At 71.4% G+C, this 16,471-nt stretch carries 16 protein-coding genes; 6 read left to right on the top strand and 10 right to left on the bottom strand.

Going from position 1 to position 16,471, the window contains the following annotated elements:
- Positions 1–18 precede the first annotated feature (18 nt).
- From CUC05_RS18650 to CUC05_RS18630, 5 genes are all read right to left on the bottom strand, one after another.
- Positions 19–993: a homoserine kinase gene (locus tag CUC05_RS18650; RefSeq protein ID WP_108667641.1), complete on the bottom strand. Its 975-nt coding sequence runs from the start codon at positions 991–993 to the stop codon at positions 19–21.
- Between the two features lie 81 nt (positions 994–1,074).
- Positions 1,075–2,379: a homoserine dehydrogenase gene (locus CUC05_RS18645; protein ID WP_108667640.1), complete on the bottom strand. Its 1,305-nt coding sequence runs from the start codon at positions 2,377–2,379 to the stop codon at positions 1,075–1,077.
- Positions 2,380–2,401: 22 nt separating this feature from the next.
- On the bottom strand, positions 2,402–3,676 hold the full coding sequence (gene lysA, locus CUC05_RS18640; RefSeq protein WP_108667639.1) for a diaminopimelate decarboxylase: 1,275 nt from the start codon (positions 3,674–3,676) through the stop codon (positions 2,402–2,404).
- Between the two features lie 31 nt (positions 3,677–3,707).
- Entirely contained in the window at positions 3,708–5,324 is a 1,617-nt protein-coding gene (gene argS, locus CUC05_RS18635) for an arginine--tRNA ligase (protein ID WP_108667638.1), read from the bottom strand.
- Between the two features lie 69 nt (positions 5,325–5,393).
- The gene (locus CUC05_RS18630) at positions 5,394–5,768 is read right to left on the bottom strand and encodes a response regulator transcription factor (RefSeq protein WP_205712427.1); all 375 of its coding nucleotides are present in this window, start codon (positions 5,766–5,768) and stop codon (positions 5,394–5,396) included.
- Positions 5,769–5,942: 174 nt separating this feature from the next.
- Here CUC05_RS18630 and CUC05_RS18625 point away from each other — a divergent pair, with 174 nt between their 5' ends.
- From CUC05_RS18625 to CUC05_RS18615, 3 genes are read left to right on the top strand one after another with little or no spacing between them, the layout of a single operon-like run.
- Entirely contained in the window at positions 5,943–7,724 is a 1,782-nt protein-coding gene (locus tag CUC05_RS18625) for a sensor histidine kinase (protein WP_170128059.1), read from the top strand.
- Positions 7,725–7,731: 7 nt separating this feature from the next.
- Positions 7,732–8,169, top strand: a complete 438-nt coding sequence (locus CUC05_RS18620; RefSeq protein WP_108667635.1) for a DUF3151 domain-containing protein — start codon at positions 7,732–7,734, stop codon at positions 8,167–8,169.
- Positions 8,166–8,582: a DUF3052 family protein gene (locus CUC05_RS18615; protein WP_108667634.1), complete on the top strand. Its 417-nt coding sequence runs from the start codon at positions 8,166–8,168 to the stop codon at positions 8,580–8,582. The genes CUC05_RS18620 and CUC05_RS18615 overlap by 4 nt, the downstream gene beginning before the upstream one ends.
- 6 nt (positions 8,583–8,588) lie before the next feature.
- Here CUC05_RS18615 and CUC05_RS18610 read toward each other — a convergent pair whose 3' ends face one another.
- Both CUC05_RS18610 and CUC05_RS18605 read right to left on the bottom strand, forming a co-directional pair.
- On the bottom strand, positions 8,589–8,981 hold the full coding sequence (locus CUC05_RS18610) for a RidA family protein (protein WP_108667633.1): 393 nt from the start codon (positions 8,979–8,981) through the stop codon (positions 8,589–8,591).
- A 17-nt stretch (positions 8,982–8,998) separates the two neighbouring features.
- Complete coding sequence (locus tag CUC05_RS18605; protein ID WP_157965752.1) at positions 8,999–9,493, bottom strand: SRPBCC family protein; 495 nt, start codon at positions 9,491–9,493, stop codon at positions 8,999–9,001.
- Between the two features lie 148 nt (positions 9,494–9,641).
- Here CUC05_RS18605 and CUC05_RS24865 point away from each other — a divergent pair, with 148 nt between their 5' ends.
- Both CUC05_RS24865 and CUC05_RS18595 read left to right on the top strand, forming a co-directional pair.
- On the top strand, positions 9,642–10,415 hold the full coding sequence (locus tag CUC05_RS24865) for an alpha/beta fold hydrolase (protein WP_157965751.1): 774 nt from the start codon (positions 9,642–9,644) through the stop codon (positions 10,413–10,415).
- A 120-nt stretch (positions 10,416–10,535) separates the two neighbouring features.
- Complete coding sequence (locus tag CUC05_RS18595; protein ID WP_108667631.1) at positions 10,536–10,877, top strand: hypothetical protein; 342 nt, start codon at positions 10,536–10,538, stop codon at positions 10,875–10,877.
- Positions 10,878–10,938: 61 nt separating this feature from the next.
- Here the strand turns inward: CUC05_RS18595 and CUC05_RS18590 are convergent, their stop codons facing one another.
- Complete coding sequence (locus CUC05_RS18590; protein WP_157965750.1) at positions 10,939–11,787, bottom strand: RDD family protein; 849 nt, start codon at positions 11,785–11,787, stop codon at positions 10,939–10,941.
- A gap of 10 nt (positions 11,788–11,797) precedes the next feature.
- Positions 11,798–13,618, bottom strand: a complete 1,821-nt coding sequence (locus tag CUC05_RS18585) for an AMP-dependent synthetase/ligase (RefSeq protein ID WP_108667629.1) — start codon at positions 13,616–13,618, stop codon at positions 11,798–11,800.
- A 96-nt stretch (positions 13,619–13,714) separates the two neighbouring features.
- On the opposite strand from CUC05_RS18585, the gene CUC05_RS18580 reads away from it, so the two are divergent.
- Positions 13,715–14,734 (top strand): stage II sporulation protein M, encoded by a 1,020-nt coding sequence (locus CUC05_RS18580; RefSeq protein ID WP_108667628.1) that lies wholly within the window; start codon positions 13,715–13,717, stop codon positions 14,732–14,734.
- Between the two features lie 106 nt (positions 14,735–14,840).
- Here the strand turns inward: CUC05_RS18580 and CUC05_RS18575 are convergent, their stop codons facing one another.
- Positions 14,841–16,373, bottom strand: a complete 1,533-nt coding sequence (locus CUC05_RS18575; protein WP_205712426.1) for a choice-of-anchor B family protein — start codon at positions 16,371–16,373, stop codon at positions 14,841–14,843.
- Positions 16,374–16,471: the final 98 nt, after the last annotated feature.

Below are 16,471 nucleotides of genomic sequence, written 5' to 3'. Positions count from 1 at the left end.
AAGGTTGCCCGTCGGCGCTCAGGCCGGCACGGGGGCTCGGTGCACGCGGGCGCCGGCCAGGTTCCAGGTGGTCTCGAGGACCTCCACGGCGCCGTCGACGGCGTCGACGGCGTCGGCCACGACCCGGAGCTGGGAGGGGTGGTCCAGCACCGCCAGCACCGACGGGCCCGCCCCCGACAGAGCCGCCGGCACGCCGGCCTCGCGGAGTCGGCCGACCAGCTGGCCGCTGGTGGTCATGATCGCCAGGCGAGGGGGCTCGTGCAGCTCGTCGACCATGGCGGCGGCCTGCAGCGGGACCAGGCCGGCGAGGCCGGCGAAGGTCGCGACCGCCCGGGCACCGTTGGCCGCGGCGACGGCGAGGGGGACCTCGACGGGCAGCACTCCCCTGGCGTGGCCGGTGTTCTGGCGTGTCGTGGGGATCAGCAGCACCGGGATGAGGCCCGTGTCCGGGGTGACCCGCTGGAACCCGCCGTCGGGCAGGCATGCGACCAGGCCACCGGCGATCGCCGCCGCCGCGTTGTCGGGGTGCCCCTCCAGGGCCGTGGCCAGCTCGAGCACGTCGGCGTTGCCACCCGGGCCGCCGACCAGCGCGCGGGCCAGCACCAGGCCGGCCACCGCCGCGGCCGACGAGGACCCCATCCCGCGTTCCAGCGGGATGGCGCTGTGCACGTCGATCGAGACGTCGGGCACGTCGGCCCCGACCCGCTCGCACCAGGCGACGACGGCCCGCCAGACGAGGTTGCCCTCACCGGTCGGCAGCTCGCCGGCACCGAGGCCGTGGGAGGTGACCCGCTCCGGTCCCGGCGCCCTGGCGATGGCGAGCAGCGGGACGTCGAGGGCCACGCCGAGCGCGTCGTAGCCGGGACCGAGGTTGGCCGACGTCGCAGGGACCTCGACCGCCGCGACCACCGACCGACCGTCCAGGTCTGCGTCGAGGTCGACGGCCCTGACGGTGTCGGCCACCATCGCAACGGTGTGATCGGCTTCGGTCACGCTCGCTCCTCGTCCCGCCCCTCCAAGGGGCCTCGTGCGGCAGCCCGTCAGGGACGCCGGCTGTGGTGCTGCCCGGGGCGATCAGCCCTCGCGCCGGTCCTCCACGCGCATCGACGACGCGATCGCGTTGACGTCGCTGAGGTCCTTCAGGGCCTCCACGCACGCCCTGACGTTGCCCTCGCGCGCGGCGTGGGTGATCAGCAGCAGCTGGGCCTGATCCCCCTCCCCTTCCTGCCAGACGCTCTTGATCGACACGTCGTGGTCCCCGAAGGTCGCCGCCACGCGGGACAGGACCCCGGCCTCGTCGGCCACGTCGAGCAGCAGGTAGTACTGCACGATCTCCTCGTCGACGGGACGGATCGGCTTGTCGGCCACGGCGACCGACGGCAACCGCTCCCCCGCCAGCATGGCCCGGGCGGCCGTGACGACGTCACCGACGACGGCCGAGGCGGTCGGCAACGACCCTGCACCACGGCCGTAGAACATCAGGTCCCCGGCGGCGTCGGCCTCCACGAAGATGGCGTTGTACGCCTCGCGGATGGACGCCAGCGGGTGCGAGGTGGGGATCCACGCCGGGTGGACGCGCACGCCGATGCTGGAGTCGTCGTGCTCCTCGGCGATGCCGAGCAGCTTGATGACGTAGCCCATGCGCTTGGCGTTGGCGATGTCGGTGGCGGTGACCGACATGATCCCCTCGGTGTAGACGTCGTCGCGGACGACGTGGGCGTCGAAGGCGAGGCTGGCCAGGATCGCGGCCTTGGCAGCGGCGTCGTGCCCGCCGACGTCGGCGGTCGGGTCGGCCTCGGCGTAGCCCAGCGCCTGGGCGTCGGCCAGGACGGGCGCGAGCTCCGCACCCTCCTCGGTCATGCGGGTGAGGATGTAGTTCGTGGTGCCGTTGAGGATGCCCAGCACCTTGCGGACCCGGTCGCCGGCCAGCGACTCGCGCATCGGCTTGATGATCGGGATGGCGCCGGCGACGGCCGCTTCGTACTCCAGGCGGACGGAGTGCTCCTGCGCGGCGGTCAGCAGCTCGGCGCCGTGGGTGGCGATGAGCTCCTTGTTGGCCGTCACCACGCTCTGGCCGGCCTTCAGCGCGCGGGTCAGCAGGTCGCGGGCCGGGTCGATGCCGCCCATGACCTCCACGACGATGTCGACGCCCTCGGCGCCGACGACGGTGGACACGTCGTCGGTCACGGCCACGTCGACGTCCCGCACCTTGTTGACGTCACGGACGACGACCGGTCCGATCTCCAGCCGCGCGCCGACGCGGCCGGCGATCTCGTCGGCGTGATCGCGAAGCAGGGTCGCGACGCCGCTTCCGACGACGCCGAGGCCGAGCAGGCCGACGGTCAGGGTGCGCTGGGGCTGGGACGGATCGTGTGCCATGCGGCCAGATGCTACGTCGCGATCACCCGACGTCGGTCAGGAGCAGGTCGGCGGGGGTCTCCCGCCGGACCACCAGGCGGGCGTCGCCGTCGCGGACGAAGACCACCGGCGGGCGCAGGACCTTGTTGTAGTTGGAGCCCATCGAGTGGCCGTAGGCACCGGTGACCGGCGTGGCGAGCACGTCCCCGACGGCGAGGTCGGCGGGCACCCGTGCGTCGCGGACGAGGATGTCGCCGGACTCGCAGTGCTTGCCGACCACCCGCACCCGCTGGGGCCGTGCCGCCTCGACCGCACGCGGGAGGAAGGTCTCGTAGCCGCTGCCGTACAGCACCGGGCGGGGGTTGTCGCTCATGCCGCCGTCGACGGCGACGTAGGTCCGGATCCCCTCCAACGGCTTGACGGTGCCGACGGTGTAGAGGGTGACCGCAGCGGCGGCGGCGATGGCGCGGCCCGGCTCGATGCCGAGGGTCGCCGTGATGCCCAGGGACGCCGCGGCCGAGGTCAGCTCGGCGGCCCACTCGGTGATGCTGGGCGCGTGCTCGCCGGTCACGTAGGGCACCCCCAGCCCGCCGCCGATGACCAGCTCGGGCAGGTCCAGCGGGGCGGTGAAGGTCGCGAGGACCCCCAGCGCCTTGGCGAAGGACTCGGCCTCGAAGACCTGCGACCCGATGTGGCAGTGGATGCCGACCAGGTCCATCGCGTCGCTGGCCTCGGCACGCCGGACCGCGTCCAGCGCGACGCCGGTGGCGACGGTGAAGCCGAACTTGGAGTCGTCCTGGCCGGTGGCGATGAACTCGTGGGTCTCGGCCTTCACGCCCGGGGTGACGCGCAGGAGGACCCGCGGGGCCGGGGCCCCGTCGGCGACCAGCGCCTCGATGCGGTCCATCTCGTCGGTGGAGTCGACGATGATCCGTCCGACCCCGGCCTCCATGGCGTCGCGCAGCTCGGCGGTGGACTTGTTGTTGCCGTGCAGGTGCAGGCGGTCCGCCGGCACGTCGGCGGCCAGCGCGACCGCCATCTCCCCGCCGGTGGCGACGTCGATGGACATGCCCTCCTCGTGCACGAGGCGGGCCATCGCCCGGCACAGGAACGCCTTGGAGGCGTAGGTGGCGTGGTCGCCGAACGCCGCGACCGCCTCGCGGGCACGGGCCCGCAGGTGGTCCTCGTCGTAGACGAACAGCGGCGTGCCGAACGCCGCGGCCAGCTCGAGGGTGTCGCAGCCGCCGATGACGAGCTGTCCGGCATCACCGACGGTGGCGTTGTCGGGCAGCAGATGGGGCGGCAGGGGCCCGCTCACGACGGCGCGCCCGGTCCGCGACCGGCGGCGATCACATGCGCTCCCGCGGGGTCACGCCCAGGATGCCCAGCGCAGCGGCGACGGTGATCCGAGCGGCCTCGCACAGCCAGAACCGCGCAGCCGACAGCTCGGGGGCGTCGGTGTCGATGACCTGGCACTCGGTGTAGAAGCGGTGGAACGCGTCGGCCACGTCCTCGGCGTACCGCGCCACCCGGTGGGGGGCACGGTCGGCCGCGGCACGTTCGACGGTCTCGCCGAACGCGTCGATGCGGCGGATGAGCTCCTGCTCGGTGTCGTGGTCGAGGAGCGTCAGGTCGGCCTCCTCGACGGCCCCGGCGTCGAAGCCCACCTCGGCGGCCTTGCGGCCGATCCCGGCGATCCGGGCGTAGGAGTAGTTGATGTAGTGGACCGGGTTGGCCTTGTCCTCGCTGACGACCCGGGCGATGTCGAAGTCCTGCGGGGTGTCCATCGACGAGCGCAGGAACGTGTAGCGGGTCGCGTCGGCGCCGACCTCCTCGACCAGCTCGTCGAGGGTGACGAAGTTGCCCGACCGCTTGCCCATCCGCACCGGCTCGCCGTCGCGCAGCAGGTTGACGAGCTGGCCGATGATGACCTCCACGACCCCGTCGGGGATGCCCTCGGCCCGGGCGATGGCGTGCAGCCGCCCCACGTACCCGTGGTGGTCCGCGCCCAGCAGGTAGATGGCCAGGTCGAAGCCCCGCGACACCTTGTCGGCGAGGTAGGCCGTGTCGGCGGCGAAGTAGGTCTTGGTGCCGTCGGCCTTGACCAGCACGCGGTCCTTGTCGTCGCCGAACGCCGAGGTCCGCAGCCACACCGCGCCGTCGGCGTCGTAGGCGTGGCCGCGCTCGCGCAACGAGCCGATCGTCTCGTCGATCGCCCCGTCGGCGTGCAGGGTCTTCTCGGAGAACCACACGTCGATGTGGATGCCGATGGACTCCATGGTGGCGCGGATCTGGTCGGTCATCGCCGCCACGGACTTCGCGACCACGTCGGCGGTGTCGGCGGGGTCGACGCCGGCCGCGGTCAGCTGGTCGGCGATCTCGGTGATGTAGGCGCCGCGGTAGCCGTCCTCGGGCACCTCCTCGCCACGCATCCGGGCGGCGACCGACGCCCCCAGCAGCGTGATCTGGTTGCCGGCGTCGTTGAGGTAGTACTCCCGCGTCACCGACCACCCGGTCGCCTCGAGCACGTTGGCCAGCGCGTCGCCCATGGCCACCCAGCGGCCGTGGCCGACGTGGAGCGGGCCCGTGGGGTTGGCCGACACGAACTCGATGTTGGCGCTGCGTCCCGTTCCGCTGGTGGAACGTCCCCACCCGTCCTCACCGGCCTCGACAACGGCCCGCACGATCGCCCCGAACGCGTCCTGCGCAAGGCGGAAGTTGATGAACCCGGGACCGGCGATCTCCACGCCGTCGACACCCTCGACGTCGCCGAGCGTGTCCACGATCGTCTGCGCGACCTCGCGCGGCGGGCGTCCGACGGGCTTGGCCAGCGTCAGCGCGACGTTGGTCGACCAGTCACCGTGATCGCGGTTCTTGGGCCGCTCGAAGGTGGGCGTGCGTTCGGGGAGTCCGGCGTCGGCCAGGGCCTTGGCCACGGCGGTCGCGAGCTGTTCGGGTCCGATCATCCCCGACAGCGTAGCCAGCCCCGCGGGACCTCCCCGACCGCGCGCCGAGCGACAGCTGGCAGGGGACGCCTAGGCGGACCGCTCGGCGATCAGGCGGTTGACCAGGTCCATCAGGTCGATCGGGTCGAACGGCTTGGTCACGTAGGCCTGCACGCCGAGGTCGGTGCCCTTGCGCACGTCGGCCTCCATGGCGCGGGCCGACAGGAAGACGATGGGGATGTGGCGCGTCTCCGGGTCGTTCTTGAGGGTCTCCGCGACCTGCCATCCGTTGACGTTGGGCATCATGACGTCGAGCAGGATCAGGTCGGGGCGTTCGTCGTGCACACGGTCCAGGGCGTCCTGCCCGTCCACGGCGGTGATGACCTCGTGGCCCTCCATCTCGAGGTTGACCTCGAGCAGGCCCCTGATGACGTGGTCGTCATCGACTGCCATCACTCGTGCCACGTGTCGTCCTTGTCGTCGTCCTCGCCTGCGGTCCCCCGCTCCTTGGTGAAGCCGCGGGAAGGCTACCCGCTGCAGGGGACGGGTGGAGGGTACCGAATGGGCGTCCGCGTCCGGTGAGCCTCGGCATCGCATCGCCCCCGACACCACCGGGGTGCGGACATGCATACTCGCCATGTGACCCAAGGAGACCAGCAGCCGGGGGGCCTCGCCGAGGCGTCCGTCGCGCGCATGCGTGCCCTCGTCGATGCGGTCACGGCCATCACCCGCGTCCAGGACGACCCCGAGCAGATGCTCGAGCAGATCGTCGAGGCTGCACGAACCGTCTCGGGCGCCGAGTACGCCGCCCTGGGGATCGTCGGCAACGACGGGCGGACACTGGACGCGTTCCTGCACACCGGCATGGACCCCGCGACCGTCGAGCGGATCGGCAACCTCCCCACGGGCCACGGGATCCTCGGGGCGGTCATCGTGGAGGGGCGGGCCCTGCGGCTGCCCGACCTGGCGCTGCACCCCGCCAGCCAGGGTTTCCCGCCCAACCATCCGCCGATGCGATCGTTCCTCGGTGTCCCCATCCGCTCGGGCGAGAAGGTCCTCGGCCACCTCTACATGACCAACAAGGACATGACCGACGAGGAGGGAGGGGCGGGCTTCACCGACACCGACGAGGCGCTGATCACGGCGCTGGCCGGCCAGGCGTCCATCGCCATCGAGATGTCGACCCGGTACGACCGCGAGCGCGAGCTGACCCGACGGCTGCAGCGGCTGGTCGAGGTCAACACCGTCCTGACCACCGAACGGCGTGTGGACCACGCGCTGCAGCAGATCGTCAACGCCGCCGCCGACCTCGTGGACGCGACCTACGTCGGCCTGGGCGTGCTGGGCGAGGGCCGCGACTCCTTCTCCAGCTTCATCCACACCGGGATGGATCCCGAGCTGGTGGAGGTGATCGGCGACCTGCCCGTCGGTCGAGGAGTGATGCGTGCGGTCATGGTGGGTGGCCGGGCCATCCGCCTGAAGGACCTCGGCAGCCATCCGGCCAGCGTCGGCTTCCCCGAGAACCATCCCGTGATGCGGACCTTCCTCGGGGTGCCCGTCGCCCACCAGGGTCGGGTCATCGGCGACCTGTACCTGACCGACAAGCGGGGCGGGCAGGAGTTCACCGAGGTCGACGAGCTCATCGCCACGGCCCTGGCGTCACAGGCGGCGGTGATCGTCACCAACGCCGATGCCTACGAGCGGGAACGTGCGCTGGTGGCCGAGCTGCGCAGCGCCGACGAGGCCAAGGAGGCGTTCGTCCACCATGTGGCCCACGAGCTGAAGACGCCGCTGGTCACGATCCGCGGATCGCTGCAGGCCCTCGAGATGGGCCGCAAGGGCCTCGACGAGGCCCAGCGCACCCAGCTCGAGCAGATGGCCGTGCGGCAGCTGGACACGATGATGGCCATGGTCAACAACCTGCTGGAGCTGGCCAGCATCGAGTCGGGACGGTCGCCCCTGGTCCTGGAGCCGGTGTCGCTCGGTCCGGTCATCGAGGCCGCCCTTGCGTCGGCACCGCCGCCCGACGGCACCGTCGTCGACCTCGACCCGTGCGAGGACGACCGGGTCACCGCCGATCACCGGTACGTCGAGCGGATCGTCAGCAACCTGCTGACCAACGCCTACCGCCACGGCGGCCCGCACGTCACCGTCCGGACCACCTCCGACGACGACGGGGTCACGCTGTCGGTCATCGACGACGGCGACGGCGTCCCGGCTTCGCTGGTCCCGACGCTGTTCGAGCGGTTCGTCCGGGGCCGCCAGTCGCGTGGCACCGGGCTTGGCCTCGGCCTGGTCAAGGCGCTCGCGGAGCGCTTCGGCGGGACGGTGTCGTACCGGCCGGCTGACAACGGCGGGGCACGGTTCGACGTCCGCCTGCGCCACCCGGACGCGACAACGGCCCCCGACGTCGTGGTATGACCGAGGTATGCCCGAACTCCCCCTGCACGGTGTGACCCCGACCCACATCCCCGCCTGGCCGGCCGACACGGTCGCCGCACTGGAGGCCGCAACGGCCGCCGACGACCCCATGTCGGCGCTTCGTGACGTGGCCGCCAGCGCCCCCTCCTTCCTGCCGGTCTGGGCCGAGCTCGCCGAACGGTCGCTGGACGCCGGCGACCCCATCGGCGCCTACGCCTTCGCCCGCGTCGGCTACCACCGCGGCCTGGACGCCATCCGCGGCGCCGGGTGGCGCGGACAGGGACCGGCCCCGTGGTCGCACGAGCCGAACCGTGGCTTCCTCCGTTCCCTCGACGCCCTTCGCCGTGCTGCTGCCGCCATCGGTGAACCCGGTGAGCCCGAACGCTGCCGCGACTTCCTGCTGCAGCTCGACCCCGAGGACCACCTGGGAGTGGCGGGGCAGTGAACGCCGGCTACTCGGGGACGCCGCTGGCCAAGAAGCTCGGCCTGGCCGCGGGCATGCGGCTGGGGCTGGACAACCCGCCTCCCGAGTTCGTGGGACTGGCGCTCCTGCCGGTCCCCGACGGCATCTCCATGCACACCCACCTGCGCGGGAACATGGACATGGTGATCGGGTTCTACGACACCCGAGCGGAGTTCGAGCGGCGCCTGCCGATCGCCCGTCGCCGCATCCCCGAGGACGGCGCCATCTGGATCGCCTGGCCCAAGAAGGCCAGCCGGGTCCCGACCGACATGACCGAGGACGTGATCCGCGAGGTGGCGCTGCCGACCGGGCTGGTCGACACGAAGGTCTGCGCCATCGACGAGGTGTGGAGCGGCCTGAAGCTCGTGATCCGCAAGGAGCTCAGGAAGGGCTGAGGAGAATCACCGGCCGGGCTGGCGACGCAGGATCGCCCGCACCTCGACCTCGACCTTCCAGCGCGGATCCAGCAGGCCGGCCACGACGACCATCGTGGCCGCCGGCCTGACGGCACCGAACCGCCGGCCGTGGGCCCGGCCGACCGCCTCCCAGTCCGACGCGTCGGTCAGGTACATGCGGGTGCGGACCACGTCGGCCGGGTCACCGCCGGCCCGTCGCAACGCGTCGAGGGCGATCTCGAAGCAGCGGTCGGCCTGGGCCTCGGCGTCCTCGGGGCACGACCCGTCGGGCCACACCGGGGCGGTTCCGGCGACCTCCACGACGTCGTCCACGCGCACCGCACGGGAGAAGCCGATGGGAGCTTCGTACGGAGAGGATCCGGCCACGAGACGTCGCATGGCCGACAGTGTGGCAGTCAGCCGGTCCGGTCGGGGACCGGCTGCACCGGGATCTCGTCCTCCGCCACCTGCTTGAGCGCCCGGAGGCTGCGTCGGAAGATGTGGGAGACGTAGGGCACGGCGACGTTGCGCGCAACCAGGTCGCCCACCCGGCCGAGGGGGGCGTCGATCTGCTCCCACCACGTGAACAACGACCCCTCGCGGCCGTCGGGGAGCCTGGTCGGGGTCAGCTCGAAGGCGCCGTGTCCCTTGATGATCGGACCGGTGTGCAGCACCGCGATCTTCCTGCCCTCGACCCATTCCGTGACCCGCATCTCGTCGGGGATGACGAGGCCGAGCGCGATGTTGGTCGGCACGTGGATGACCGTGCCGACGCCCTCCCGCTGGTCGCTGGTGACGGTGACCGACTGGGCGTCCTGCATCCAGGCGGGTTGGTCCTCCCAGCGCACCAGCAGCTGCCACACCTGGTCGGTGGGTCGGTGGATGTGGACGCGTTCCTCTACCCTTGCCATCGTACGGCGGACGGTACCCCGTTCGGGACCGAGCCACGCGAGCGGCCAACGAGCCGCGACATCCGCGAAGCCCGCCGCCGTCGCCCGGCACCGTGTCCGCACGGGATCGCCCCGGGCCCCCGTTTCACAGACCTGCAGAGGAAGACCGATGTTCATCGAGCTCAACGGCGTACGCCACCACTACGTCTCCAAGGGGGAGGGCCCGCCCGTGGTCCTCGTCCACGGCCTGGGTGGCGACCTCCACGCCTGGTACGGCGTGATCGAGTGCCTGGCCGTCCACCACCACGTCATCGCCCTGGACCTCCGCGGCCACGGCCGCAGCGACGCCGGGTCCGGTGGGTACTCCGTCCAGATGTGGGCCCAGGACGTCAACGCCCTGATCGCCGCCCTCGAGCTGCCGCCGGTCACGCTGGTCGGCCACTCCCTCGGCAGCCTCGTGGCCCAGCAGGCGGCGCTGGACAAGCCGGAGGCCATCGACCAGCTCGTGCTGGTCGGCGGCATCTCCTGGTTCGAGCCGGAGACCAAGAAGGCCTACAACGACCGTGCGGACCTCGTCGAGGCCGAGGGCATGGACGCCGTCGTCGACGGGTGGCTGCCCGGCGCCCTCGCCCCCCGCACCCAGGCCAAGCTGCCCCAGCTGGTCGGCCTGACCCGCGACATGTACCTCCGCAACGACCCGCAGGCCTACGCCAAGTCCTGCCGCGCCCTGGCGAAGATGCCCCGCATCCCCCGCGAGGACATCGGCCAGCCCACGCTGCTGGTCGTCGGCGACCACGACCGGTCCACCCCAATCGCCATGACCGAGGAGCTGCACGCCGAGATCCCGGTGTCCCGCGTCCGGGTCATCCCGACGGCCGCCCACTGGGTCATGCTCGAGCAGCCCGACATCCTGGCCGCCGCGATCCTGGAGTACCTGACCTGAGCGTCGGCAACGGATGACCAGGCGGGACTGACCCGAAGTGACCATCTTCGGGTTGGTCCTCCTGTCGACGGGCATACAGGTCGATACGAAGTGTGACGATCCACTTCCAAGGGACCTGACATGGACTTCCTCGACGAGCTGTACGGCCACCTGACCTCCGGCGACCCCGCCCTCGGTGCCACGCTCGCCGAGGGTCGACCAGCCGACATCGCCCGGCTGAGCCGGCTGCTGCGCCACACGCCGCTGGATGTCCTCACCCGCAACCGGTCCGGGCTGGTCGACGCGCTCCAGCACGTCCCCCACCTCCACGACGCGCTGCGCGCCACCTGGTCGCGTCAGGACGCGGCCACCACAGCGCTGGTGTTCGCGTGGGTCCAGCAGGCCAAGCTGCGTGACGGGCGGTCGTCCGGCCGCGCCGGTGTGGTCCGCTGGATGCAGGAACGCGAGCTGGCCGCCGCCTGACCGCGGGGGTGCCCACGACGGCACGCGACCCAGCTCGCAGCCGTCAGCAGGGTCGCACCCCTCAGGCCGGGGCGAAGGGGTCGACGATGTCGGGGACCGTCGGGACTGGCGCGGTGTCGCGCTGCTGGACCAGCGCCGCGGCGCAGACCAGCAGCGCCTCCGGGTGCGTTCCCGGCGGCGGACGGTGCCGCATGCGCGCGGCGATCGTCGTGGCGACCTCCTCGGCGATCCGTTGCCGCTGGTCAGCCGCGAAGGACCCGGAGCGGAGCAGGAAGGACCGCACCAGCGTGTAGTCCTCACCGTCGAGGCCAGACACGTCCAGCGTCCGGGCGTATCCGACGAGCGCTGGAGGGACCTGCCACGCGACCGGCTGGTCCACCACGCCACGACGGACCCGGTCCCGGATCACCACGGTGCCGGCGGCCAGGTCCCCGAGACGTTGGTTCCGTGCGGTGACCAGCGACGTGACGATCGCCGGGATGCCGAGCAGCAGGTAGAAGTCCACCAGTGCCAGCAGCCAGCGGATCGAGGCATGGCGGAACCGGACGGTGCCCCCGTCGACGGTGACGACGCGGAGGCCCAGCAGCGCCTTGCCGGGGGTTCGTCCGTGCAGCAGCACCTCGCAGGCGACGGGGACGCCCCACAGGATCGCGAAGTTCAGCAGCAGGAACGCCACGATGGCCAGCCAGCCCGGGCCGCCACCCAACCCCAGCCCGAAGCCGACCCCCACCGCCAGCACCGCGGCGACGACCACGGCGTACTGCAGCGCGAACAGGATGATCAGGTCGACCAGGATGGCCAGGGTCCGGGACCCGAGGTCGGCCAGGGGCAGGTCGATCGTCACCGCCTCGGGGGTGACCAGTGCGGCCCGGCGCCGTGTGGCGTGCGCGGGCCCGGGGAGGAGGCTCACCGGCAGGGCCTCACGAGGCGTACAGCGCCTCGATCCGGTCGACGTACGTGGCGTGCACGCCGCGCCGCTTGAGCTTCATGGTGGCCGTCAGCTGGGCGGAGTCGGGTACCCAGTCGTCGCCCAGCACCGTCCACTTCTTGATCTGCTCGACGTTGTTGAAGCCCTTGATGACCTCGCGGACGCCGCGGTCGATCTCCTCCAGCACCAGCGGGTCCTCGGCGAGGGCGGCCAGCGAGCGGTCCTCGATGCCCTTCTCCAGCGCCCAGCCGGGCGCCACGTCGGGGTCGAGGACGAGCAGGGCGGTCAGGAACGGCCGGTCGTCACCGATGACGCAGGCCTGGCCGACCAGCGGCAGGGACTTGAGCATCGCCTCGATGTTGGCGGGCGAGACGTTCTTGCCGCCCGCGGTGATGATCAGCTCCTTCTTGCGGTCCACGATCGAGAGGTAGCCCTCGTCGTCGAACTGGCCGATGTCGCCGGTGTGCAACCAGCCGTCGTCGTCGAAGGACTCGGCGGTCCGCTCCGGGTCCTTGTAGTAGCCGCGGGTGACGATGGGGCCGCGGCACAGGACCTCGCCGTCCTCCGCCAGGACGACCTCGGTGCCCGGCAGGGCCCGGCCGACGGCCCGTCGCTTCACCCGGTAGGGGTCCCAGGTCATGCCGCCGGTGTTCTCGCTCATGCCGTAGATCTCGCTGAAGGGCACCCCGATGCCACGCATGAAGTCGAACACGAACCCCGGCAGCGGCGCGGCACCGGTGAAGGCCATGCGCATCTCGTCGAGACCCACCATGGCGCGCAGCGGGGCGAAGGCCACGGCGTCGACCTGGGCGTGCATGGCGGCGAGCTCGGCCGGCACGGGCTGCTCGTCGGCCGTCAGCGCGGCCACCTTCTGCCCGACCTGCAGCGCCTGGTCGAACTTCTCCGCCGCGTCGCCGCCCTTGGCCGCGACCGCGGCCAGGATGCCCGAGCGCAGCTTCTCGAAGACCCGGGGCGGACCGAACAGCACCTGTGGCCGCACGGTCACGAGGTAGGGCAGCAGCTCGGTGGGTTCGGGGCAGGTCGTGACGACGTGCCGCTGGCGCAGCCAGCCGTAGTGGCTGACCATCCGCTCGGCGATGTGGGCCATCGGCAGGTAGCTGACCATCCGCTGGCCGGTCCGGTCCTCCTCGTGGAGCAGGCCGAAGGTGGCCTGCCCGGCAGCGCAGATGTTGGTGTGGTCCAGCATCACACCCTTGGGCTGTCCTGTCGTGCCCGAGGTGTAGATGAGGGTGACGAGGTCGTCGGGCTGGCTGGCGGCCACGGCCGACTCCACGTCGACGGGATCGCCGTCCAGCAACGAGGAGAACGACAGGACGTCGTCGGGCCGGAGGCCCTCGGGGTCGTCGACCACGACGACGTGCTCGAGGTCGGGCAGCTGGCCGCGGACCTTGAGGACCCGTTCGAGGAACTCCACGTCGTCGCAGATGACCGCCTTGGCCTCCATGTGGCCGAGCAGGTACTCGACCTGCTCGGGAGCGGAGGAGTTGTAGATCGACACCGTCTTGGCGCGGCACAGCAACCCGCCGAGGTCGGCGACGTGGAACTCGGGTCGGTTGCGCAGGAACAGCGCGACGCTGTCACCCGGCTCGATGCCCCAGCTGCGGTAGGTCCCAGCGATGCGGCTGGCCTGGTCCAGCACCTGCGCCCAGGTCCATTCGTGCCACGCGTCCCCGTCCTTCCAGCGAAGCGCCACGTCGTCGGGCTGCTCGGCTGCGGCGTCCAGCAGCCACTGCCCGACGGTCTGGCCCTCGATGTCCTCGAGGAGCTGCTCGCGTGTCAACGTCTCCGGCATCCCTGGTGTCCTCCAACGGTTCGACTCCTGACCGGAGTCACCCTAGAGCAGGCCGGTGCCGCAGGGAACGGGCTGTTCGGGATAGGGTTCGCGACGATGAACCTGGACCGTTTCGTCGCCGCCCACGCCCCGATGTGGGAGCGGCTGGACCGGGCGGCTCGACGGGACCCGGCCACGATGTCGGCCGCGGAGATCCGGCAGCTCGTCGGGGACTACCAGCGGACGGCCACGCACCTCTCGACCGCGCGGACGACCCTGGGCGACCCCGAGCTGACCCTGCGGCTGTCCCAGCTGGTCGCTCGTGCCGGGGCGACGGTTCACGGCACACGACCACGCAGCTGGCAGCTCGTCGTCCGCTTCTTCACCGAGACCTTCCCGGCCGCCATGTGGCACCAGCGCTGGCCGATCGGCGTGGCCACGGCCATCTTCCTGTCCATCGCGTTCGGGCTGGGCGCGTGGACGGCGACGTCGCCGGCTGCGCTGGACGCGGCGATCCCGCCGGCCGTGCAGGACGCCCTGATCGCCGGGGACTTCGTGGAGTACTACTCCGACCGCCCCTCGGGGCAGTTCTTCGCCGAGGTCGGGTTCAACAACATCCAGGTGGGCTTCGGGGCCTTCGCCGGCGGCATCCTCGCCTGCCTGCCCACGGTGCTGCTGCTGGGCCTGAACGCCGCCAACGTCGGGTTCGCCGGGGGCCTGTTCCATGCCAACGGGGTGGCGGAGGTCTTCTGGGGGTTCATCACCCCGCACGGGTTGCTGGAGCTGACCGCGATCTTCGTTGCCGCCGGTACGGGGCTGGCGCTCGGCTGGTCGTGGATCGATCCGGGCGACCGTCGTCGGGCCGAGTCCCTCCAGGACCAGGCCAGCCGAGCCATCACCATCGTCGGCGGGCTGATCGTCGTGTTCGGCGTGGCGGCCCTGATCGAGGGGTTCGTGACCGGGGCGCCGCTGCCGACCTGGCTGCGTGTGGGCGTCGGCGTCCTGGCCGAGGGTGCGTTCCTGGCCTTCGCGTTGGTGTACGGCCGCCAGGCCGCCGCACGGGGCCTGACCGGGACGCTGCGCCAGGCCGAACGGGCCACCTGGGAGTCGGCGCGGGCCCAGCCGACCCGGGCATGACCGACCGGCTCAGCCGACCCGGGCACGAGCGACCCGGCTCAGCCGACCCGGAAACGGCGAAGGGGACGCCGTCGCGGCGTCCCCTCCTCCGTGAAGTGCCCCCCGATCAGCCGCCGTTGCGGCCGACCCGCGGCTGCAGGACGAACAGGCCGCGGTCCATGCTGGACACCGCCACGATCCCCTTCTGCCGGAAGTAGGGGTAGTTGGACCAGGTGCCACCCTCGAACGAGGTGTTGTCGTTGTCCGGGTAGACGTCGAAGTACGCGACCTCCTCGACCTCACCGTCGGCGACATCGCTGACGTCGTACACGCGCAGCCCCGTGGTGTAGTTGGAGGCGTAGGCGTAGTCGCCCTGCGTGTAGAGATTGTGGTCGATCGAGGTGGTGTCGTTGACGAACTCCTCGCTGACGAACGGGTCGGTCAGGTCGGTGAGGTCCCACACCCGGGTGGTGGAGTTGATGCCGGCGAGGATCTCGTCGCCCTCGTCGCCGTGCAGGAAGTACCCCTGGTCCTCCGTCAGCCATCCCTGGTGGGAGTATCCGGAGCCGCCGTAGGGCACCCGAGCCAGCGCCACGGGGTTGGCCTTGTCGGTCACGTCGACGATGGACAGGTAGTTCTCGCCGTTCAGGCGGTACTGGATGCCGTTGGAGTTGACGCAGATCTCACGGCCGCGGAAGTCGGCGTCCGGACCGTCGTAGACCACGCACTGCGTGTCGTGGATGTAGCCGTGGTCCTGGAAGCACCCGGCGAACTCGGGGTTCTTCGGGTCGTTGATGTCGATCATGTGCAGGCCGGTGCCGCACACGGCGGGGACGCCCTGGTAGCTGCCGGCGCCGACGGAGTAGGCGTAGCCGGTGTCGGTGTTGATGTTGATGTTGTGCGCCGACCCGTGCTGGGTGTAGTGGGCGTCCATGTCGTAGGTGGTGTAGGTGCCGTCCCAGTCGCGCAGGCGGGTGAGGTCGAAGACCTGCACACCGTGGTCACGGTGCTCGGAGACGACGAAGGCGTGGTCCTCGTGGACCTTGATGTCACGCCACGAGCCGCCACCGCGGGTCGACGCGGTCGGGAGGATGCCGAGGACCTCGGGGCGCTTGGGGTCGCTGATGTCGACGAAGACGGTGCCGTTGCTGGCGCCGACCAGCGCGTAGTCCTTGCGGGTGCTGGGGTCGGTCCAGCCCCAGATGTCGTTGACGAACGTGGTTCCGAGCTCGGCGTGGGACACGTGGCTCAGCATGTCGATGCCGTCGCAGGGGAAGAAGTCGGCGGCCATGCCCTGGCGGCACGGGGCGTGGGTCGAGGGGGCGTTGCCGTTCGTGGCGGCGGTCGCCCCCGGCGAGAAGGCGTCCGGCGGGCTGGACTGCTCGGCGGTGTCGTCCTGCCCCCAGTCCCTCGTGAGCTGGACGTCGACCTCGCCGTACTTGTCACCGCACGGCGCGGAGGTGGTCTCCACGAACGAGGAGAAGACGTTGACGGTCGAAAGGACGGACGCGACGAACCCGGTGGCGGCCGGGCGGGCGATGGCGCACGAGTCGTGGGCTCGGGCGGTGGACGGGGCGATGGCGAGCACGCCGAGCGCGAGGCTGACGGCGAGCAGCACGCGCAGGGCACGTACGGACGGCGGGACGGATACGTGGTCCAAGACAGGATCCTCCGGTAGGGGGTGCTGCCCCAGGGCAGCGTGGCGGGATGACGGAGGAATCCGAACGCAGGTACGGCGGCCCTGCAGGGTGTGTGACG

It is taken from the genome of Euzebya rosea (assembly GCF_003073135.1).
Classification (GTDB): domain Bacteria; phylum Actinomycetota; class Nitriliruptoria; order Euzebyales; family Euzebyaceae; genus Euzebya; species Euzebya rosea.
Note: the sequence above shows the minus strand (reverse complement) of the source record. Positions and strands in the feature narration are given on the sequence as shown.

What these genes read in the sequence shown, in the direction of transcription:
- CUC05_RS18610 (WP_108667633.1), bottom strand. Translation starts at nt 8,981, where the DNA reads ATGCGACGTCTCGTGGCCGGATCCTCTCCGTACGAAGCTCCCATCGGC.
- CUC05_RS18580 (WP_108667628.1), top strand. Translation starts at nt 13,715, where the DNA reads ATGAACCTGGACCGTTTCGTCGCCGCCCACGCCCCGATGTGGGAGCGG.
- CUC05_RS18645 (WP_108667640.1), bottom strand. Translation starts at nt 2,379, where the DNA reads ATGGCACACGATCCGTCCCAGCCCCAGCGCACCCTGACCGTCGGCCTG.
- CUC05_RS18605 (WP_157965752.1), bottom strand. Translation starts at nt 9,493, where the DNA reads ATGGCAAGGGTAGAGGAACGCGTCCACATCCACCGACCCACCGACCAG.
- CUC05_RS18585 (WP_108667629.1), bottom strand. Translation starts at nt 13,618, where the DNA reads ATGCCGGAGACGTTGACACGCGAGCAGCTCCTCGAGGACATCGAGGGC.
- CUC05_RS18595 (WP_108667631.1), top strand. Translation starts at nt 10,536, where the DNA reads ATGGACTTCCTCGACGAGCTGTACGGCCACCTGACCTCCGGCGACCCC.
- CUC05_RS18620 (WP_108667635.1), top strand. Translation starts at nt 7,732, where the DNA reads ATGCCCGAACTCCCCCTGCACGGTGTGACCCCGACCCACATCCCCGCC.
- CUC05_RS24865 (WP_157965751.1), top strand. Translation starts at nt 9,642, where the DNA reads ATGTTCATCGAGCTCAACGGCGTACGCCACCACTACGTCTCCAAGGGG.
- argS (WP_108667638.1), bottom strand. Translation starts at nt 5,324, where the DNA reads ATGATCGGACCCGAACAGCTCGCGACCGCCGTGGCCAAGGCCCTGGCC.